Consider the following 18,974-nt stretch of genomic DNA (forward strand, 5'->3'; position numbering starts at 1 on the left):
CGTGGTTATCCACCCGTTACTAGTCAGTAACGAACCCCCTTGTGCCCCGGCTCGGAATGGACCACGATCGGCGACGCTCGGTCCTCCACCGCACCAGCCCGGCATCCTGCCGGGTGAGCGGCGAGGGTCCCCACCGAGCGAGTCGGCGACAGTGTCGCCGGCTGTGGACAGGGGGGTTCCTGCTGATCCGGCAGGGCCTGTCCAAACAGGCTGTGTGGACGCGTGAAGCACAGCCAGTGGTTGTCGCTCGGGGGTGATCGCCGGTGATTCGGACGCACCTCGCGCCTGGAGTACGGCGCTCTCCTTCCCGAGGACGTAGCACTTCTCCCATCCCAGGACGGGCCCTGGGCCCATCCGGAGATGTACGTCCGAGAAGGAGGAATTCTCATGAAGTCCCAGGTTCGTGGCGGTACCAGATGGAAGCGGTTCGCCGTTGTCATGGTGCCGAGCGTGGTCGCTACGGCCGCGATCGGTGTCGGCCTGGCGCAGGGCGCGCTCGCCGCGTCGTTCAGCATCTCCGGCCAAGAGTTCAAGGTTAAGGCTGACAGCCTCAAGGGCAACGACTTCGTCCAGTACGGAAGCGTCGCCAGCGGCAAGGACCTCAAGGGCAAGCCGTTCGCCGAGCCGGTCGCCGTTTCGGGCTTCAGCGAGGCCTGGATCACCAACATGTGCCAGTCGGTCGTCACGCCCGACGTGCCGTTCATCGGCAACGTCAGCCTGGAGCTGCGGGCCGGCACCGAGGAGAACAAGCCGGTCTACGCGAAGGACATCTACCTCGATGTCTCGTCGCTGAAGGCCGACGCCGAGTTCGGCAACATCGACATCGGTGTGGCCGCGGGCTCGCTGAAGGACCCGGGCATTCAGCCGGGCACCCAGGCCAACCCGTACGGCTTCTCGCAGCGCGCCAAGTCGGCCAAGCTCACGGGCGTGGAGCAGAAGGCCTGGGCGACCACCGCCGGCACCTTCAAGCTCCCCAACCTGAGCCTGAAGCTGCACAAGGGCACCAAGGAGTGCTTCTCCGAGTAAGAAGCTCCCGACGGGCGTGGGCCGCGGTAGTGGCCCCGCCCGTTCCGGTCCCCTTCATTACTTTTCACCACCTTTCTCAGCAACACCGCTTCCAGGGAGCTGTTTTCCATGAGCGCCGAGTCCACTGGTTCCCACGGATTCCCCTACTGGTGGCTGCGTTTCCGGGCGTGGCGTGGCAACCGGCCGTTCTGGGGCGGGCTGTTCACCATGCTGGGCGGCGTACCGATCGCCTACCTGCCCTACGCCGACATGCGGCTGGGCAACATGACGATCGCCATGTCCACCACGGCGGGCGCAGGATCGCTGATCATCGGCGTCCTGCTCGTCACCCTCGGTCTGACGATGTGGTTCCAGGCCGCCGTCCGGGTCTTCGCGGGCGTCGCCGCCATCGTGCTGGCCCTGGTGTCCCTTCCGGTGGCCAACATCGGCGGCTTCCTCATCGGCTTCCTCCTCTCGCTGGTCGGCGGCGCGCTCTCCGCGGCGTGGGCCCCGGGAGTGCCGGTGGAGGAGAGCGACGCGGTGCGGGCCGAGCAGGCGCAGCACGACGGGACCGCGGGGCCTTCGGGCACCGACGGCGCCTCTGTCCTCCCCGAGCAGCGTGCCGGCGAGGAGTCGTACTCGAACGCGAGCGCCCATGAAACGGCGTTCGACGCCAACGGCGGGAGGAACAGTGCGGGGTGACGAAACACAGTCGGCGACGGCTGGGGGCGACGCCACTCTGGCAAGAAGCGGGCCGCGGCACGCGGCCCCCCGGAAGTCGCTGCTGAGCAAGATCCAGGCCCCCGCCGGCAAGGCGATGGCCCTGGCGGCGATGCCGACCGCCGTCTTCATCGGTCTTGGCCTGACCCCGAAGCTCGCACTCGCCGACGAGAAGGACATCCCCTTCGCGCCCGGCCCGTGCGTGACGCGCTCCGACGAGCCGTCGGAGTCGGAGAAGCCCACCGCGTCGAAGAGCCCGGAGGAGTCCACCGAGCCGTCGGCGAAGCCGAGCGCGAGCGAGTCGGCGGGCAAGGACGACGGGTCCAAGGACGAGACGGACACGGCGGACGGCAAGACGCCGACTCCCGGCGCCAGCCCCTCCGCGAGCACCAGCGGCACGCAGACCCTGCCGAAGGACACGGCCGCCCAGGCGCCCGCCCCGGCCCCGACCCCGACGAAGACGGTCAATCCGCTCGACCCGCTGGGTCTCGGCGACAAGATCAAGGACATCTTCGACGGCCCCGACGAGCAGCCGACGGCCACCCCGTCGACCACTGCCCCGAGCGCGCCGGACGCCCCGTCCACCAAGCCCTCGACGCAGCCGAGCACCGAGCCGAGCGCCGAGCCGAGCACCGAGCCGTCCGCGGAGGCGGGCGGCACGAAGACCGGCGAGGTCACCGACAGGACCAAGGACGCGATCAAGGACGCCGCCGACAAGGCCGGCGCCACGGTCGAAGAGCTGCCGGAGAAGGCCAAGGGCCTCGACCCCAAGAAGGACGAGGACATACCCGAGGGCGCCAAGCAGCCCTTCCCCTGCCCGACGCCCGATCCCCAGGCACTCGCGGACGCGAAGATGGAGCCGGGCATCCCGCTGCTCCCGGACGAGCCGTGGCTGCTGGAGAGCAGCAAGCTCACGCTCAAGGGCCTCGACTACCACGGCATCGTCGAGGTGAAGACCGGCAGCGGCAAGATCAAGAAGGTGCTGAAGTTCACCGCGAGCGAGGTCGAGATCAAGGACCTGCACCAGCTCACGGTGCACTCCGAGGGTCTGACCGGCCACGTCAGGTCCAACGCGGGCTCGACGTCCACGATCACCAACGGCACGGTGACGATGTACACGGAGGAGCTGAAGGGCAACCTCTTCGGCCTCATTCCGATCACGTTCAGCCCGGAGACCCCGCCCCCGCTGAATGTTCCCTTCGCCTTCTTCACCAAGGTGCACGTCAAGCAGGCCGGCCAGTTCGGCGGCACGCTCAAGGTGCCGGGCCTGCGGAACACGATCGAGCCCAGCTGATCCACCCCAGACTTTTCCGGGAGCCGCGAAAAGCGGTGAGCCCCCGTCCGCACCGGACGGGGGCTCACCGCTTTTCTCGCGGTCGGCGCCGTGACTACTCGGCGGCGGCCTCGCCGCCCAGGTGGTGGACTCGGACCATGTTCGTGGTGCCGGGGACGCCGGGGGGCGAACCGGCGGTGATGATCATGGTGTCACCCGCGTTGTACCGCTGGAGCTTCAGCAGCTCCGCGTCGACCAGGTCGACCATCGCATCGGTGTTGTCCACGTACGGGACGACGAAGGACTCGACGCCCCAGCTCAGGGCGAGCTGGTTGCGGGTGCCCTCGTCGGTGGTGAAGGCCAGGATGGGCTGGGCCACGCGGTAGCGGGAGAGACGGCGGGCAGTGTCGCCGGACTGGGTGAAGGCGACCAGCGACTTGGCGCCCAGGAAGTCCGCGATCTCGCAGGCCGCGCGGGCGACCGAGCCGCCCTGCGTACGCGGCTTCTTGCCCGGCACGAGCGGCTGCAGACCCTTGGAGAGGAGCTCCTCCTCGGCCGCGGTGACGATCTTCGACATCGTCTTCACGGTCTCGATCGGGTACGCGCCGACGGAGGACTCCGCCGACAGCATGACCGCGTCCGCGCCGTCCAGGATCGCGTTGGCCACGTCGGAGGCCTCGGCGCGCGTGGGGCGCGAGTTGGTGATCATCGACTCCATCATCTGGGTGGCGACGATGACCGGCTTGGCGTTGCGGCGACAGAGCTCCACGAGGCGCTTCTGCACCATCGGGACCTTCTCCAGCGGGTATTCGACCGCCAGGTCGCCGCGGGCGACCATCACCGCGTCGAAGGCCGCCACGACGTCCACCATGTTGTCGACGGCCTGCGGCTTCTCGACCTTGGCGATGACGGGGACCCGGCGGCCCTCCTCGTCCATCACCTTGTGGACGTCCTTGACGTCGTTGGCGTCCCGCACGAAGGAGAGCGCGACCATGTCGCAGCCCATCCGGAGCGCGAAGCGCAGGTCGTCGACGTCCTTCTCGGACAGGGCCGGGACGTTGACCGCGGCGCCGGGCAGGTTGATGCCCTTGTGGTCCGAGATCACGCCGCCCTCGACGACGATGGTCTTGACCCGGGTGCCGTCGACCTCGATGACGCGCAGCTCGACGTTGCCGTCGTTGATCAGGATCTGGTCGCCCTTGGAGACGTCTCCGGGCAGCCCCTTGTACGTGGTGCCGCAGATGGACTTGTCACCGGGGACGTCCTCGGTGGTGATGGTGAACTCGTCGCCCCGGACCAGTTCGACCGGTCCCTCGGCGAAGGTCTCCAGGCGGATCTTCGGGCCCTGGAGGTCGGCGAGCACGCCCACGGCGCGGCCGGTGTCCTGCGAGGCCTGTCGGACGCGGTGGTACCGCTCCTCGTGGTCGGCGTGGGTCCCGTGGCTGAAGTTGAAGCGGGCCACGTTCATACCGGCCTCGATGAGCGCTTTCAGCTGCTCGTAGGAGTCGACGGCGGGGCCCAGTGTGCAGACGATTTTGGAACGGCGCATAAGGCGGATCCTATCGGTTTGTTTCCCTGCGGAATATTCCGTCTGGTGGAAAGTACAAATGGGCGGGGGCCCGCTCAGGCGTTCACAAGATCGAACGTCTGACGCGCGATTTCGAGCTCCTCGTCCGTCGGCACTACTGCCACCGCCACTCGCGCGTATTCCGGCGAGATGAGCCGTGGCTCGTCGGAACGTACGCCATTGAGTTCCGCGTCCACCGCCAGGCCCAGCTCCTCCAGGCCCGTGACCGCAGCTTCCCGCACCGGGGCGGCGTTCTCCCCGACACCCGCCGTGAACGCCACCGCGTCCACCCGGCCGAGTACCGCGTAGTACGCGCCGATGTACTTCTTCAGCCGGTGGACGTAGATGTCGAACGCGAGCCGGGCCCGCTCGTCGCCCTCGTCGATCCGCCGGCGGATCTCCCGCATGTCGTTGTCGCCGCAGAGCCCCACCAGGCCGCTCTTCTTGTTCAGCAGTGCGTCGATGTCGTCCGCGCTCATCCCGGCGACCCGCATGAGGTGGAAGGTCACGGCCGCGTCGATGTCACCGGAGCGGGTGCCCATCACCAGACCCTCCAGCGGCGTCAGCCCCATCGAGGTGTCGACACAGCGACCACCCGCGACCGCCGACGCCGACGCGCCGTTGCCCAGGTGCAGCACGATCACATTGACGTCCTCCGGCGCCTTCCCGAGCAGCTTCGCCGTCTGCCGCGACACATAGGCGTGCGAGGTGCCGTGGAAGCCGTAGCGCCGGATGCGGTGCGCGTCCGCGGTCTCCACGTCGATCGCGTACCGGGCGGCGTACTCCGGCATGGTCGTGTGGAACGCGGTGTCGAACACCGCCACTTGGGGCAGATCGGGGCGCAGCGCCTGCGCGGTCCGGATGCCGGTGATGTTCGCCGGGTTGTGCAGGGGCGCGACCGGGACCAGCCGCTCGATCTCCGCCATGACCTCCTCGGTGATCACCGTCGGCGCGCTGAACTTCAGCCCGCCGTGCACCACTCGGTGGCCGATCGCGGCCAAGTCCGAGGAGTCCAGGCCCATTCCGTCGCGCGCCAGCTCCTCGGCGACGGCCTTCAGCGCCGCCGCGTGGTCGGCGATCGGGCCCGTACGCTCACGCCGGTCGGCCCCCGTGCTCAGCGGGGTGTGGACCAGCCGGGACGTCTCCTCGCCGATCCGCTCGACCAGGCCCACGGCCAGCCGCGAGCTGTCCCGCATGTCGAGCAGTTGGTACTTCACCGACGACGAGCCGGAGTTGAGAACGAGGACGCGCGTGGCCGTCCTGGCCTGCGTGGCCGTCATGCGGAGATCTCCTGACCCTGGGACTGGATCGCCGTGATGGCGACCGTGTTGACGATGTCGCTGACCAGCGCGCCGCGCGAGAGGTCGTTCACGGGCTTGCGCAGACCCTGCAGCACCGGACCGACCGCGACGGCGCCGGCCGAACGCTGCACGGCCTTGTAGGTGTTGTTGCCGGTGTTGAGGTCCGGGAAGATCAGCACGCTCGCCTGGCCCGCCACCTCCGAGTCCGGCAGCTTCGTCGCGGCGACGGACGGCTCGACGGCCGCGTCGTACTGGATGGGGCCCTCGATGCTCAGATCCGGGCGCGACTCACGGACCAGCTTCGTCGCCTCCCGCACCTTGTCCACGTCCGCGCCGGAGCCCGAGGTGCCGGTGGAGTACGAGAGCATCGCGATCCGCGGCTCCACCCCGAACCGGGCGGCCGTCGCGGCCGACTGGACGGCGATGTCGGCGAGCTGCTCGGCGTTCGGGTCCGGGTTGACCGCGCAGTCGCCGTAGACCAGCACCTTGTCGGCGAGGCACATGAAGAAGACCGAGGAGACGATCCCCGCGTCCGGCTTCGTCTTGATGATCTCGAAGGCCGGGCGGATCGTGGCGGCCGTGGAGTGCACCGAGCCGGAGACCATGCCGTCGGCCAGGCCCTCCTCGACCATGAGCGTGCCGAAGTAGTTCACGTCCGCCACCACGTCGTACGCCAGCTCCACGGTCACGCCCTTGTGGGCGCGCAGCCGCGCGTACTGCTCGGCGAAGCGCGGGCGCAGCTCGGAGGTCTGCGGGTCGATCAGCTGCGTGGCGCTCAGATCGATCCCGAGATCGGCGGCCTTCTTGCGGATGATCTCGACGTCACCGAGCAGTGTCAGGTCGCAGACGTCGCGCCGCACCAGAACGTCGGCCGCCCGCAGCACCCGCTCCTCGGTGCCCTCCGGAAGAACCACCCGGCGCCGGTCGGCCCGCGCCTGCTCCAGCAGGTCGTGTTCGAACATCATCGGCGTGACCCGGCCACTGCGCGCCACCGAGATCCGCTTCAGCAGATCGGCGGTGGTCACGTGCCGCTCGAAGAGACCGAGCGCGGTCTCCGCCTTGCGGGGTGTCGCCGCGCTCAACTTGCCTTCGAGGCCGAAGAGTTCGGCGGCGGTGGGAAAACTGTTGCCGGCGACCGAGATCACCGGGGTGCCGGGCGCCAGCCTGGCCGCCAGGGTGAGGATCTCCTCACTCGGCCGCTCGTTCAGGGTGAGCAGGACACCCGCTATCGGCGGCGTCCCGGCGGAGTGCGCGGCGAGCGCGCCCACCACCAGGTCGGCCCGGTCGCCGGGGGTGACGACCAGGCACCCGGGGGTCAGCGCGTTGAGGAAGTTCGGCAGCATCGCACCGCCGAAGACGAAATCCAGGGCGTCCCGTGCGAGCCCCGCGTCGTCGCCGAGCACCACCGTGCCCCCCAGGGCGTGGGTGATCTGGGCGACCGTGGGCGCCGCCAGGGCCGGCTCGTCGGGCAGGACGTAGCAGGGGACCGGGAGGCGGGCGGTCAGCCGGTCGGCGATGGCCTCGCGGTCCGCCGCGGCGACCCGGTTCACCACCATCGCGAGAACGTCGCAGCCGAGCCCTTCGTACGCCCGGAAGGCGTTGCGCGCCTCGGCCCGGACGGCCTCGGCCTCCTGCTTCCTGCCGCCGACGACCGGGATCACCGAGGCGCCGAACTCGTTGGCCAGCCGGGCGTTGAGCGCCAGCTCGTCGGGGAGCTGGGTGCCGGCGTAGTCGGTGCCGAGGACGAGCACGACCTCGTAGTCCCGCGCCACCCGGTGGAAGCGCTCGACGAGCCGGGACACCAGCTCGTCGGTACCCCGCTCGGCCTGGAGCGCCGACGCCTCGTAGTAGTCCATGCCGTACACCGAGGACGGATCCTGGGAGAGGCGGTAGCGCGTCCGCAGCAGTTCGAAGAGCCGGTCCGGCCCGTCGTGCACAAGCGGCCGGAACACGCCCACCCGGTCCACCTGGCGGGTCAGGAGCTCCATGACCCCCAGCTCCACGACCTGCCGGCCGTCTCCGCGGTCGATCCCGGTCACGTACACGCTGCGCGTCACGCCGTCGTCTCCTGTCAAGCGAGTGCGGTGGGAAATCCCCGATAGGGTGGCATTGCCCTCTTGACAATACCTCTGGGCATGGATAAAGCGCCCGTGGGGCACTCACGGTGCCCCGGAGGCGGACCGAGCCCTCGAAGTGGGAGAATCGGTAAAGCTCACATGTACCACTACGGAGCAGGAGACACGGCACGATGCGCATCGGAGTTCTCACCGCAGGCGGCGACTGTCCCGGTCTGAACGCTGTGATCCGGTCGGTCGTCCACCGCGCGCTCACCGGGTACGGAGACGAAGTCATCGGCTTCGAGGACGGATTCAAGGGTCTCCTCGACGGGCACTACCGCCACCTCGACCTCAACGCCGTCAGCGGCATCCTGGCCCGCGGCGGCACCATCCTGGGATCGGCCCGCATGGAGCGCGCCCGGCTGAGCGAAGCGGCCGAGAACTGCGCGGAGTTGCAGAAGCGCTACGGCATCGACGCCCTCATCCCCATCGGCGGCGAGGGCACACTGACCGCCGCCCGGCTGCTGTCCGACGCCGGTATGCCCGTCGTCGGCGTGCCGAAGACCATCGACAACGACATCTCCTCCACGGACCGCACGTTCGGCTTCGACACCGCCGTCATGGTGGCCACCGAGGCCATCGACCGGCTCAAGACCACGGCCGAGTCCCACCAGCGGGTCATGGTCGTCGAGGTCATGGGCCGGCACGCGGGCTGGATCGCCCTGGAGTCCGGCATGGCCGGCGGCGCCCACGGGATCTGCCTGCCCGAACGCCCCTTCCAGGTGGACGACCTGGTGAAGATGGTCGAGGAACGCTTCGCGCGCGGCAAGAAGTTCGCGGTCATCTGCGTCGCCGAGGGCGCGCACCCGGCCGAGGGCTCCATGGAGTACCAGAAGGGCGAGATCGACCAGTACGGCCACGAGCGCTTCCTGGGCATCGGCAACCGGCTGGCCGTCGAGCTGGAGCGGCGCATGGGTAAAGAGGCGCGGCCGGTCATCCTGGGGCACGTCCAGCGCGGCGGCACGCCGACCGCGTACGACCGGGTGCTCGCGACCCGGTTCGGCTGGCACGCCGTGGAGGCGGTGCACCGGGGCGAGTACGGGAGGATGACCTCGCTGCGGGGCTCGGAGGTCACCATGGTGCCGCTGCGTGAGGCCGTGACCCGCCTCAAGACGGTCCCCGAGAACCGCGTGTTCGAGGCCGAGTCGGTCTTCTGACGCCACGCCCGCCCGGGTGAGTTGCGTCCGGGCGCTGTCCGGGACACACCTCGCCGAGTCACCCGTCGAGCGGCCCTGATCGTCTCCCCCGTGGACGATCAGGGCCGTTCGTGTCCCCCGCGGCATCCCGGCCCCACCGGAATTGCCGGATTCCACTCTTGAGTTGGGACGGCGGATCATCAAGGCTTAGGCATGTCCCGGACATGTCCCAACTCTGTCCGGAGGCGGTTCGGCACCCGGGCGGGGGAATGGGGGAGAGGCACGCATGGCCGAGGGGGAGAGAACTCCCGATCCACGGGAGGCGCGGAGCCCCGCCGAGTTCATCGCGCTGCTGGCCGCTCTCAAGGACCGGTCCGGGCTGACCTACCGCGAGCTGTCCGCGCGTGCGGAGGCGGTCGGGGAGGTACTGCCCCGCTCGACCGTGGCGAACATGCTGTCCCGTACGACGGTCCCCCGCGAGGAGCTGCTGACCGCCTTCGTGCGGGCGTGCGGCGCGGGGCCGGAGGCGCTGGAGAGCTGGCTGGTGGTCCGCAAGGAGCTGGCCGTACGGGGTCGCTTCGAGGCGGCATACGCCAAGGAGGCGGCCGGGGAGCCCGCCGGGGGCCCGGCCGAGGGCGGGACGGCGGGCCCGGACAGGAGCGGGGCCGAGTGGGCGGAAGGGACGCCGGGCGCCGGGGAGGCCGGTACGGAAGGCCCCGGGAGCGAAGGTGCCGGTGAAGCGGGCGCCGTCCCACACCGGCCGACGACCCCGGCGCCCGGGCCCCGTTCCGGTCGCGGCCGGTCCGGCACGCCGCGCCTGCTGGTCGCCCTGATCGCCGTCGCGGCGCTGGTCATCGCCGTGGTGAGCGTGGTCGCGTACGTCCGCGAGGAGCCCCCCGCCAAGGGCGGCGGCGCGGGTGGCGGAGGGACCGCGGGCGCCCCCGGCCGCCCGTCGCGCCGGCGTCCGGTTTCGTGGCGATCCGCGCGGTCCACTCCGGCCTGTGCCTGAACGAACGCCCGAGATCGAGGGAGGGGCAGGTCTACCAGGTGCGCTGCGAGGGAGCGGTCGTGCCGCAGTACGCCCTCGAACGGCTCGACGGCGGCCGGTGGCGGATCGTGTCGCACCATCCGGAGTTCGGCCCGGGCTGCTCGGGGATTCCGGCGGAGGCCCGGTTGCCGGGCGGTCCGCTGCAGGACAGCGAGTGCGGTCAGCGGGGTGACGCGGAGGCGTTCCGCATCGAGCCCCTCGGTACGCCGGTGAGGGGTTACCGGCTCAGGCCCACGCACACCGGGCTGTGTGTGGCGGTGGTGGGCGGCGACCTGAAGGCGCAGTGGGCGCGGCTGGAACAGGCGCCGTGCGCGAAGGACGGAGCGGGACAGCTGTTCAGCTTCGACCCGAAGGCCGCCGATCCGGCGAAGAAGCCGGCCGCGTAGCGCGCGAAGGCGCCGCACGGAGGGTGCGCGAGGGGTGCGCGGGAGGGATGAGGGAGCGGTCGGGCGGACGGGCCGGGCGGGTGGCTCAGTCGCCCGTCAGTTCCCAGAAGTGCGGGACGATCCGGTCAAGGAACTCCCGCCCGGAGTCGCCGCTGCCGCCGGAGGCGCCCCAGCTGCTGGTGGCCGCCATCCGGGAGTGGTACTCGGTGTGCAGCTGCTGGAGGACCCGCTCGAGCACGTGCCTGGGTATCGGCAGGAGCTTGCCGACCGGCTTCACATACGCCTGCCAGCGGGTCGTCGACGCGCTCTGCAGCAGTTCGGCCAGCTCGTCGTCGCGGCCGGTGGCCGAGACGAGGGCGCGGGGCGACAGGACGAGGACCTCGGCGAGGGCGGTGGTCTGGCGCTCATTGCCGCGCCAGCGGCCGGACTCCTCCATCCGCCGGTAGGCGTTCACGTCCAGCCCGACCCGGCGGGCCAGGTCGTCGAGGGCCAGGCCGCGCGCCATCCGGTGTTCGCGGAGCGTCGTGGCGGCGGCGAGCAGCTCGGCCGGGGCGCACCAGAGCACTCCGGCGAGCGCGGTGAGCTCCTGGGAGCTGGGGGCGAGGTGCCCGCGTTCCCAGGCGATGACGGTGTCGGGGGATATCGGCAGGCCGTACTGGGCGCGCAGTCCGTAGGCGACATGGCCGGGGGCCATGCCGAGGGCTTCGCGCAGCCGACGTGCTGCTGGGGCGTTGAAGGGAGGGGAGGGTTGCACGCCGACACGGTAGAAGCATCCGGTCACAATTGGCTACGGTGCGTTCACCCAACGCCATAACTCGTAGGAACCTCTGAGAGACCCTCTCTGGAAGCCTGGGGCCGGACGCAGGCGTGGCTCGGCCCACCGTATCGAACTGGCTGGTAACACGGAAGAGGGCGTGCGGATCTTGTTTTTCAGCGGGCGGAGGCGGTCCAGCGGTACTGCAGCTCCGGGCGTCCGACCTGGCCGTACTGAGGACTGCGCGCCGCCCGGCCGTCGGTGACCAGGTGCTCCAGATAGCGGCGTGCGGTGATCCGGGAAATGCCGACGGCGGTCCCGGCCTCGCTCGCGGTGAGCCCGCCCGGCGACTCGCGCAGCGTCCGCGTCACCGCCGCCAGAGTGGGCGCGCTGAGGCCCTTGGGCAGCGCGGCGGGCTGCGGGGTGCGCAGCGTGGCGAGCGCCCGGTCCACCTCCTCCTGGCCGGACGCCTCACCCGCGGAGGCGCGGAACTCGGCGTAGCGGGTCAGCCGGTCGCGCAACGTCGCGAATGTGAAGGGCTTCAGGACGTACTGGACGACCCCCAGGGACACGCCCTCACGGACGATGCCCAGGTCCCGCGCGGATGTGACGGCGATGACGTCCGCCGCGTGACCGGCGGCGCGCAGCGCGCGGAGCAGCTGAAGGCCGTGCCCGTCGGGCAGGTACAGGTCCAACAGGATCAGATCGACGGGCATACGGTCCAGGGCGCGTACCGCGGCCGCGCGGGAGTGCGCCACCGCGACGACGGTGAAGCCCGGGACGCGTCCCGCGTACAGCGCGTGCGCGTCGGCCGCGACCGGGTCGTCCTCGACCACCAGAACCTTGATCATGCCGGGACCTCCGCGCGTCGCAGCGGCAGTCGTACGGTGAACTCGGCGCCGCCCTCCGGCCCTTGGGCAAGCTCGACCGCTCCGCGCGCCCGGTGCGCCGCCTGCTGTACGAGGGCCAGGCCGAGCCCCCGCCCGGTGCCCCGGGTCGACCAGCCGCGCTCGAACACGACGGCCCTGTCCTCGCACCGCACTCCGGGCCCGCTGTCGCCCACCCGCAGCAGCAGCTCGTCCTCGTCGGCGCGTGCGGTGACCGTGACGCGCGGCCTCCCCGGGCCGGCGCCCGTCCCCGGCGGTGTCGCCGGGTCACTCCGTTCCCCGCCGTCGGCCGGCCGCTCCTCGTCCCGTTCCCCGCCGTCGGCCGGCCGCTCCTCGTCGTCCGTCGCCGCCTCGACGGCGTTGTCGATCAGGTTGCCCAGGATGGTCACGAGGTCGCGGGCCGGGAGCGCCGGCGGAAGCAGGCCGTCGTCGATGCGGCTGTCCGCGGTGAGGACCAGTTCGACGCCCCGCTCATTGGCCTGGGCCGCCTTGCCCAGCAGCAGGGCCGCGAGGACCGGCTCACCGACCGCGTCGACGACCCGGTCGGTCAGGGCCTGGGCCAGCTCCAGTTCGGCCGTCGCGAAGTCGACCGCCTCCTGGGAGCGGCCCAGCTCGATCAGCGAGACGACGGTGTGCAACCGGTTCGCCGCCTCGTGAGCCTGTGAGCGCAGCGCCTGCGTGAAGCCCCGCTCGGAGTCCAACTCACCGGAGAGCGACTGCAGTTCGGTGTGGTCCCGGAGCGTCACGACCGTACCGCGCCGCTCCCCGCCGACCACCGGACGGGTGGACACCACCAGCACCCGGTCGGCCGTCAGGTGCAGCTCGTCGACCCGGGGTTCACTCGACAACAGGGCCCCGGTCAGCGACTTCGGGAGCCCCAGCTCGGCGACCGGCGCCCCCACCGCGTCGGCGTCCAGGCCGAGCAGCTCCCGCGCGCCGTCATTGATCAGGGCGATCCGGCGCTGTCCGTCCAGCATCACCAGACCCTCGCGCACCGCGTGCAGCGCGGCCTCGTGGTAGTCGTGCATCCGGCTCAGCTCGGCGGCGTTCATGCCGTGGGTGTGCCGCCGCAGCCGCGCGTTGATGACGTACGTCCCCGCGCCGCCGAGCGCCAGCGCCGCGCCCGCCATCACCAGGAGCGCGGTCACCTGCTCCCGCATCTGCGCGCTGATCCGCTCGATGGTGATGCCCGCGCTGACCAGGGCGACGACCTTGCCGTCGTCGACGACCGGCGCGACCGTGCGGACGGAGGGGCCGAGTACCCCCAGGTGGGTCTCGGAGAAGGTCCGGCCCTGTACGGCGGGCTCGATGTGCCCGAGATAGGTCCGGCCGATCTGGGCCGGCTCGGGGTGCGTCCAGCGCGTCCCGTCCGGGGCCATGATCACCACGAAGGTGACGCCCGCTTCCTTGCGCAGCGCCTCGGCGTACGGCTGGAGCAGCGTGGTCGGGTGCGGGGAGCGGGCCGCCTCCACCACCGACGGGGAGGCGGCGACGGCCGTCGCGGTCGCCGTGGACTGCCGGCGCGCGGTCTCCTCGGCCTGCGAGCGGTCCGTCACATATGCGAAGACCGCGCACCCGGCCACGATCGCGGCCACCAGCACGACCTGCATCGCGAAGAGCTGCCCGGCGAGGCTTCGGGGCCGGGGGCGGGGTATGCGCATGCACTCAGTCTGCCTGGCCGGAATTGCATGGCGGAATCGCGTGACTCAATCGTGTCGGCGGATCGATGAACGAAACGCACGCAAGGGTGACCGGGCTCACAGGGTGATGGATAGTCGCCGCATCCCCCGGGACGGGGACACCCATCTGGACGAGGAGGACCCCGTGGCCGCACGACGGGACCGTACCCACTATCTGTATCTGGCAGTCATCGGTGCCGTCGTACTCGGCATCGCCGTCGGCTTCGCCGCCCCCGGTGTCGCCGTCGAGCTCAAACCGCTCGGCACCGGCTTCGTGAATCTGATCAAGATGATGATCTCGCCGATCATCTTCTGCACGATCGTGCTGGGGGTCGGCTCGGTCCGCAAGGCCGCGAAGGTGGGCGCGGTCGGCGGCCTCGCCCTCGGCTACTTCATGGTCATGTCCTCCGTCGCCCTCGCCATCGGCCTGCTCGTCGGCAACCTGCTGGACCCGGGCTCCGGGCTGCACCTCACCAAGGAGGTGGCGGCCGCGGGCGAGAAGCAGGCCGCGGGCGGCGGTGAGAGCACCGCGGACTTCCTCCTCGGCATCATCCCCAAGACCCTGGTGTCCGCCTTCACCGAGGGTGAGGTCCTCCAGACGCTGCTGGTCGCGCTGCTCGCCGGCTTCGCGCTGCAGGCCATGGGCAAGGCCGGCGAGCCCGTCCTGCGCGGCATCGGCCACATCCAGCGCCTGGTCTTCCGCATCCTCGCCATGATCATGTGGGCTGCCCCCGTGGGCGCCTTCGGAGCCATCGCCGCCGTGGTCGGAGAGACGGGCGTCGACGCCCTCAAGTCCCTCGCGGTCATCATGATCGGCTTCTATACGACCTGCGCCCTCTTCGTCTTCCTGGTGCTCGGCACCCTGCTGCGGCTGGTCGCCGGCATCAATATCTTCACGCTGCTGAAGTACCTGGGCCGGGAGTTCCTGCTGATCCTCTCCACCTCGTCGTCGGAGTCGGCGCTGCCGCGGCTGATCGCGAAGATGGAGCACCTCGGGGTGAGCAAGCCCGTCGTCGGCATCACCGTCCCGACCGGCTACTCCTTCAACCTCGACGGCACGGCGATCTACCTGACGATGGCCTCGCTCTTCGTCGCCGAGGCCATGGGCAACCCGCTGTCGGTCGGCGAGCAGATCTCGCTCCTGGTCTTCATGATCATCGCCTCCAAGGGCGCTGCGGGCGTCACCGGCGCGGGCCTGGCCACCCTCGCGGGCGGCCTCCAGTCGCACCGGCCCGAACTGGTCGACGGCGTCGGTCTGATCGTCGGCATCGACCGCTTCATGAGCGAGGCCCGCGCCCTGACCAACTTCGCGGGCAACGCGGTCGCGACCGTGCTGGTCGGCACCTGGACGAAGGAGATCGACAAGGAACGGGCCGCCGAAGTCCTCGCCGGCCGTGTGCCGTTCGACGAGAAGACCCTGGTCGACGATCACGCCGAGGTCCCGGCGGACGTGCCGGAGCAGCGGGGCGACGAGAAGACCCCCGCGGTGGTCTGAGGCTTCCCGCGGCGCGTGCCGGCCCGCCGGCGTACGGACGGACAGCGTCCGCACGCCGGCGGGCCGGCCGGTCGGCCGGTCAGATCAGGGCGTACGTCCCCGATGCCGGCCAGGACTCAGGAAGGTGTACGTCCCCGATGCCGGCCCGGGCTCACGAAGGCGTCGGCTCCTCGAACTCCAGCAGCGCCAACTCCCGCTCGTCCAGCGCCAGATCGGCGGCCGCCGCCGAATCCCGTACGGTCTGCGGCCTGCTCGCCCCCGGGATCGGGATCACCGCCGGTGACCGGGCCAGCAGCCACGCCAGCGCCACCCGCTGCGGACTCACTCCCCGCTCCCGCGCCACCGCGTGGAACCCGGCGAACGCCGGGTCCGCGTCCTGGCCCGACGCGCCGTCCAGCGAGCTGCGCGAGATTCCGCCGAGCGGACTCCACGGCAGGAACGCCAGCCCCAGCTCCTCGCACAGCCGCAGCTGCGCCTCGCCCGTCCGGACTGCGGGTGAGTAGCGGTTCTGCACGGAGACCAGCCGGTCGCCGAGGATCTCCCTGGCCAGCCGGATCTGCGTCACATCCGCGTTGGATATCCCGGCGAGCCGGACCGTACCGGCGTCCAGGAGGTCGCGGACCGCCCCCAGCGAGTCGGCGTACGGCACGTCCGGGTCCGGCTTGTGGAGCTGGTAGAGCCCGATCGCCTCGACACCCAGGCGCGAGAGGGAAGCCTCCGCGGCCCGCCGCAGATGACGGGGGTGGCCGTTCACGCTCCAGCCGCCGTCGTCCGTCCGCCCGCGCCCGCCCTTGGTGGCGACCAGCACCGCGTCCGTACCACCGCCGTACGTCGCGAGCGCCCTGGCCACCAGCAGCTCCCCGGCACCCGGCTCGCCGCCCGGAGGGTGGTACGAGTCGGCCGTGTCGAGCAGGGTCACGCCCGCGTCCAGGGCCGCGTGCACGGTGGCGAGGGCCCGGGCGGTGTCCGGACGGCCCTCGATCGACAGCGGCATGGTGCCGAGCCCCACCGCGCCGACCTGTACGCCGCCGATCGTCCGTGAGCGCATCAGCGGGCCTCTCCGGGAAGGGCGACGGTCTGCGCGATCGCCTCGCGCAGCCACTCGGAGGAGTGCCGGAAGGCGAATCCGAGTGCCGTGGCGCGGGAGTTGTCCATTGCGTACGAGCGGGCGAAGGAGAAGGGGGAGACGTCTCCCACCTCCACCTGCCGGAACACGGTCCGTCCGCCGACGAGTTCCTCGATCACCGCGCAGATGTCGGCCGTCGTCAGCGGGCCGTGGGAATGCGCGTTCACCGGCCCGGTGAATTCCTGTTCCGCCGCCCATGCGAGGAATTCCGCGATCTCCTCGACGTACACATAGGTGGCGGGGTGGTTCACGACCGGGACCGCGATCGGCTCGGCCTCGCGGACACGCCGCGCGTAATGGCCGACCCGTCCGGTGAAGTCGTCCTCGCCGCCCAGCACATGAGCCACCCGCACGGCCACGTAAGGGAACACCGGGTCCGCCGCGAAGACGGCCTCCGCCTGCCGCTTCCCCTCTCCGTAGTGCGCGTCGAGGAAGGCGGCGTCGTCCCACGGCAGGCCGGTGTCCACCGGAACCCCGCGGGGATCGACCGCCTCCTCCCGCACCGGCGACGCGGAGTCCTCGTACTCGTACACCTCGACCGTGGACGTCATCACATAGCGCCGGGCGCGCGGACCGAAGACCCGGCGCGCGATCTCCGCCTGCACGGGGGTGTAGCAGACCTGGTCGATGACGGCGTCGAAGGTGCGCGCACCGAGCGCGGCCTCCAGGGCCGCCTCGTCGTCGCGGTCGGCGACCAGACGCGTCACCCCCTCCGGCGGCGCCGAAGAACCCCGGTTGATGACGGTGACCGAATGCCCGGACTTCAGCAGAAGGTTGATCAACCGCTTTCCGAAATAACGGCTTCCGCCGATGACGCAGATGTCCAATGCCCTGCCCATTTCCCCAACTCCCTCTCGCGGTAGGACAAGTGTTACGGTGACGCACCGCGTTCTGAAGGGGGAAACATGGGAGTCACGGACGTCACGCCAAAAGAACCACGGCATCTGCGCGCCGCCACCGAAGAAACATCGGCGCCCGCTTTCGACCCCGTCGACCGGCAGATCCTGGAGCTCGTCCAGAGCGACGGCCGCATCAAACTGAGCGAGCTGGGCCGGCGGGTCCGGCTGAGCCCCGCGGCCGTCACCGAGCGCGTCCGCCGTCTGGAGGCGTGCGGAGCCATCACCGGCTACGGCGCGCATGTCTCCCCGGCCCGGCTCGGTTACGGCATCCAGGCCTTCATCCGCGTCGATCCGCACGGCGGTTACACGCTCAAGCACCCCCGGACGCTGGAACTGACCGGCCGTCCCGAGGTCACCGAGGCCCACCACGTGGTGGGGGAGGACTGCTGGATCCTCAAGGTCGCCGTGACCGACACCCTCCACCTCGAAGAGATCCTGGAACAGACCTCCGCCCTCGGCCGGACGACCACCTCGATCGTGCTGTCGTCCCCCGTCGAGCGGAAGCCCCTGCTGCCGGCACCGCGCTGACCTGGATGGTTACCTCCTGGTGAGTACCTGACTTTTTAGTCGGTACTTGTGGCGTGACGGTGCGTCGAAGAAGCATGGCGGCCATGTCCACCACACGATCCACCACACAACTCACCACGGAATCCACCATGGAAGCCAAGGCCCCCGTGACCGTCCTCGGTCTCGGCGCCATGGGCAGCGCCCTCGCCGGAGCCTTCCTCGCGGCCGGCCACCCCACCACCGTCTGGAACCGTTCGCCGGGCAGGGCCGACGACCTCGTCGCCCGGGGCGCGGTCCTCGCCGCCGACGCCGAGGCGGCCGTCCGCGCGAGCGAGGTCGTCGTCGTCTGCGTCGTCGATTACACGGCCTCCCAGGCCATCGTCGACCCGCTGGTCGACGCCCTCGCGGGCCGTGTCCTGGTGAACCTCACCTCGGACACGCCCGAGCGGGCACGCACCGCCGCCGCCTGGGCCGCCGCCCACTCCATCGGCTATCTGGACGGTGCCGTCATGGTGCCGACCCCGGCCGTCGGCACCCCGGAGGCGCTGCTCTTCTACGCGGGTTCGCGCGCCTCCTTCGAGGCGTACGAGTCCACCCTCAAGGCACTCGGCGGCCGGGCCGCGTTCGTCGGCGAGGACCACGGGCTGGCCGCGCTCTACGACCTGTCCCTGCTGGACTTCTTCTACGGCTCCATCACCGGGCTCATCCACGCCTTCGCGCTGGGCGCCGCCGACAAGGTGCCGGCGAGCGCGCTCGTCCCGTACATGCAGACCATCGTGGACATCCTGCCGCCCCTCGCACAGGGCTGGGCCGAGGCCGTCGACGCGGGCGAGTACCCCGGCCACGCGGCGAATCTGGGGATGATGGCGGAGGGTGTCGCGCACATCCTCCACGCCTCCCGGGAGCGCGGTCTGGACGTGTCCCACCTGGAGGCCGTGAAGTCCGTCGCCGACCGGGCGATCGCCCGAGGGCACGCCGCCGACGACTGGGCGAGCATCGTCGAGGTCGTGAGGAACGGGTCTTGACAGCCGGTCCCGTCCCCGGTTTCCATGTCCGGGCTCGCGTCGCGTGCCG

The 18,974-nt window shown here is 70.8% G+C and carries 17 protein-coding genes; 9 read left to right on the forward strand and 8 right to left on the reverse strand.

The window, feature by feature from the left end:
* Nucleotides 1–387: 387 nt before the first annotated feature.
* From ACZ5VC_RS08575 to ACZ5VC_RS08585, 3 genes are all read left to right on the forward strand, one after another.
* Complete coding sequence (locus tag ACZ5VC_RS08575) at nt 388–1,026, forward strand: DUF6230 family protein (RefSeq protein WP_468706921.1); 639 nt, start codon at nt 388–390, stop codon at nt 1,024–1,026.
* Nucleotides 1,027–1,134: 108 nt separating this feature from the next.
* Entirely contained in the window at nt 1,135–1,707 is a 573-nt protein-coding gene (locus ACZ5VC_RS08580; protein WP_469119334.1) for a DUF6114 domain-containing protein, read from the forward strand.
* Nucleotides 1,697–3,019, forward strand: a complete 1,323-nt coding sequence (locus tag ACZ5VC_RS08585) for a hypothetical protein (RefSeq protein ID WP_469119335.1) — start codon at nt 1,697–1,699, stop codon at nt 3,017–3,019. Before ACZ5VC_RS08580 ends, ACZ5VC_RS08585 begins: the two co-directional genes overlap by 11 nt.
* A gap of 94 nt (nt 3,020–3,113) precedes the next feature.
* Here ACZ5VC_RS08585 and pyk read toward each other — a convergent pair whose 3' ends face one another.
* The 3 genes from pyk to pta form a co-directional block, all read right to left on the reverse strand.
* Nucleotides 3,114–4,547: a pyruvate kinase gene (gene pyk / locus ACZ5VC_RS08590; protein ID WP_469119336.1), complete on the reverse strand. Its 1,434-nt coding sequence runs from the start codon at nt 4,545–4,547 to the stop codon at nt 3,114–3,116.
* A gap of 74 nt (nt 4,548–4,621) precedes the next feature.
* The gene (locus tag ACZ5VC_RS08595) at nt 4,622–5,845 is read right to left on the reverse strand and encodes an acetate kinase (RefSeq protein ID WP_469119337.1); all 1,224 of its coding nucleotides are present in this window, start codon (nt 5,843–5,845) and stop codon (nt 4,622–4,624) included.
* The gene (gene pta / locus ACZ5VC_RS08600; RefSeq protein ID WP_469119338.1) at nt 5,842–7,923 is read right to left on the reverse strand and encodes a phosphate acetyltransferase; all 2,082 of its coding nucleotides are present in this window, start codon (nt 7,921–7,923) and stop codon (nt 5,842–5,844) included. Before pta ends, ACZ5VC_RS08595 begins: the two co-directional genes overlap by 4 nt.
* Nucleotides 7,924–8,114: 191 nt before the next feature.
* Here pta and ACZ5VC_RS08605 point away from each other — a divergent pair, with 191 nt between their 5' ends.
* From ACZ5VC_RS08605 to ACZ5VC_RS08615, 3 genes are all read left to right on the forward strand, one after another.
* Nucleotides 8,115–9,140, forward strand: coding sequence for an ATP-dependent 6-phosphofructokinase (locus ACZ5VC_RS08605; RefSeq protein WP_469119339.1), 1,026 nt, complete (start codon nt 8,115–8,117; stop codon nt 9,138–9,140).
* Between the two features lie 265 nt (nt 9,141–9,405).
* A complete protein-coding gene (locus ACZ5VC_RS08610) occupies nt 9,406–10,128 on the forward strand; it encodes a helix-turn-helix domain-containing protein (RefSeq protein WP_469119340.1) in 723 nt (240 codons plus the stop codon).
* A gap of 59 nt (nt 10,129–10,187) precedes the next feature.
* Nucleotides 10,188–10,553, forward strand: a complete 366-nt coding sequence (locus tag ACZ5VC_RS08615) for an RICIN domain-containing protein (protein WP_469119341.1) — start codon at nt 10,188–10,190, stop codon at nt 10,551–10,553.
* A gap of 85 nt (nt 10,554–10,638) precedes the next feature.
* Here the strand turns inward: ACZ5VC_RS08615 and ACZ5VC_RS08620 are convergent, their stop codons facing one another.
* The 3 genes from ACZ5VC_RS08620 to ACZ5VC_RS08630 all read right to left on the reverse strand — a co-directional run bounded on the left by ACZ5VC_RS08620 (nt 10,639) and on the right by ACZ5VC_RS08630 (nt 13,855).
* Nucleotides 10,639–11,247, reverse strand: a complete 609-nt coding sequence (locus ACZ5VC_RS08620) for a helix-turn-helix domain-containing protein (protein WP_469119593.1) — start codon at nt 11,245–11,247, stop codon at nt 10,639–10,641.
* A 236-nt stretch (nt 11,248–11,483) separates the two neighbouring features.
* Complete coding sequence (locus ACZ5VC_RS08625; protein WP_468706905.1) at nt 11,484–12,158, reverse strand: response regulator; 675 nt, start codon at nt 12,156–12,158, stop codon at nt 11,484–11,486.
* A complete protein-coding gene (locus ACZ5VC_RS08630) occupies nt 12,155–13,855 on the reverse strand; it encodes a sensor histidine kinase (RefSeq protein ID WP_469119342.1) in 1,701 nt (566 codons plus the stop codon). The genes ACZ5VC_RS08625 and ACZ5VC_RS08630 overlap by 4 nt, the downstream gene beginning before the upstream one ends.
* Before the next feature lie 106 nt (nt 13,856–13,961).
* Here ACZ5VC_RS08630 and ACZ5VC_RS08635 point away from each other — a divergent pair, with 106 nt between their 5' ends.
* Nucleotides 13,962–15,368, forward strand: a complete 1,407-nt coding sequence (locus ACZ5VC_RS08635; RefSeq protein ID WP_469119343.1) for a cation:dicarboxylate symporter family transporter — start codon at nt 13,962–13,964, stop codon at nt 15,366–15,368.
* 151 nt (nt 15,369–15,519) lie between these two features.
* Here ACZ5VC_RS08635 and ACZ5VC_RS08640 read toward each other — a convergent pair whose 3' ends face one another.
* Complete coding sequence (locus ACZ5VC_RS08640; protein WP_469119344.1) at nt 15,520–16,416, reverse strand: aldo/keto reductase; 897 nt, start codon at nt 16,414–16,416, stop codon at nt 15,520–15,522.
* Nucleotides 16,416–17,333 carry an NAD-dependent epimerase/dehydratase family protein gene (locus ACZ5VC_RS08645; protein ID WP_469119345.1) on the reverse strand — a complete coding sequence of 306 codons (918 nt, stop codon included), beginning with the start codon at nt 17,331–17,333 and terminating at the stop codon, nt 16,416–16,418. Before ACZ5VC_RS08645 ends, ACZ5VC_RS08640 begins: the two co-directional genes overlap by 1 nt.
* 66 nt (nt 17,334–17,399) lie before the next feature.
* Between ACZ5VC_RS08645 and ACZ5VC_RS08650 the strand changes: the two genes are divergently transcribed.
* The gene (locus ACZ5VC_RS08650) at nt 17,400–17,921 is read left to right on the forward strand and encodes an Lrp/AsnC family transcriptional regulator (RefSeq protein WP_469119346.1); all 522 of its coding nucleotides are present in this window, start codon (nt 17,400–17,402) and stop codon (nt 17,919–17,921) included.
* A gap of 83 nt (nt 17,922–18,004) precedes the next feature.
* The gene (locus ACZ5VC_RS08655; RefSeq protein WP_469119347.1) at nt 18,005–18,925 is read left to right on the forward strand and encodes an NAD(P)-dependent oxidoreductase; all 921 of its coding nucleotides are present in this window, start codon (nt 18,005–18,007) and stop codon (nt 18,923–18,925) included.
* Nucleotides 18,926–18,974 lie beyond the last annotated feature (49 nt).

The organism is Streptomyces sp. NPDC033174 (assembly GCF_055577795.1).

What these genes read in the sequence shown, in the direction of transcription:
- ACZ5VC_RS08580 (WP_469119334.1), top strand. Translation starts at nt 1,135, where the DNA reads ATGAGCGCCGAGTCCACTGGTTCCCACGGATTCCCCTACTGGTGGCTG.
- ACZ5VC_RS08620 (WP_469119593.1), bottom strand. Translation starts at nt 11,247, where the DNA reads ATGGCCCCCGGCCATGTCGCCTACGGACTGCGCGCCCAGTACGGCCTG.
- ACZ5VC_RS08605 (WP_469119339.1), top strand. Translation starts at nt 8,115, where the DNA reads ATGCGCATCGGAGTTCTCACCGCAGGCGGCGACTGTCCCGGTCTGAAC.
- ACZ5VC_RS08575 (WP_468706921.1), top strand. Translation starts at nt 388, where the DNA reads ATGAAGTCCCAGGTTCGTGGCGGTACCAGATGGAAGCGGTTCGCCGTT.
- ACZ5VC_RS08655 (WP_469119347.1), top strand. Translation starts at nt 18,005, where the DNA reads ATGTCCACCACACGATCCACCACACAACTCACCACGGAATCCACCATG.
- ACZ5VC_RS08595 (WP_469119337.1), bottom strand. Translation starts at nt 5,845, where the DNA reads ATGACGGCCACGCAGGCCAGGACGGCCACGCGCGTCCTCGTTCTCAAC.
- ACZ5VC_RS08645 (WP_469119345.1), bottom strand. Translation starts at nt 17,333, where the DNA reads ATGGGCAGGGCATTGGACATCTGCGTCATCGGCGGAAGCCGTTATTTC.
- ACZ5VC_RS08610 (WP_469119340.1), top strand. Translation starts at nt 9,406, where the DNA reads ATGGCCGAGGGGGAGAGAACTCCCGATCCACGGGAGGCGCGGAGCCCC.
- ACZ5VC_RS08640 (WP_469119344.1), bottom strand. Translation starts at nt 16,416, where the DNA reads ATGCGCTCACGGACGATCGGCGGCGTACAGGTCGGCGCGGTGGGGCTC.
- ACZ5VC_RS08650 (WP_469119346.1), top strand. Translation starts at nt 17,400, where the DNA reads ATGGGAGTCACGGACGTCACGCCAAAAGAACCACGGCATCTGCGCGCC.
- ACZ5VC_RS08635 (WP_469119343.1), top strand. Translation starts at nt 13,962, where the DNA reads ATGGATAGTCGCCGCATCCCCCGGGACGGGGACACCCATCTGGACGAG.
- ACZ5VC_RS08625 (WP_468706905.1), bottom strand. Translation starts at nt 12,158, where the DNA reads ATGATCAAGGTTCTGGTGGTCGAGGACGACCCGGTCGCGGCCGACGCG.
- pyk (WP_469119336.1), bottom strand. Translation starts at nt 4,547, where the DNA reads ATGCGCCGTTCCAAAATCGTCTGCACACTGGGCCCCGCCGTCGACTCC.
- ACZ5VC_RS08630 (WP_469119342.1), bottom strand. Translation starts at nt 13,855, where the DNA reads ATGCGCATACCCCGCCCCCGGCCCCGAAGCCTCGCCGGGCAGCTCTTC.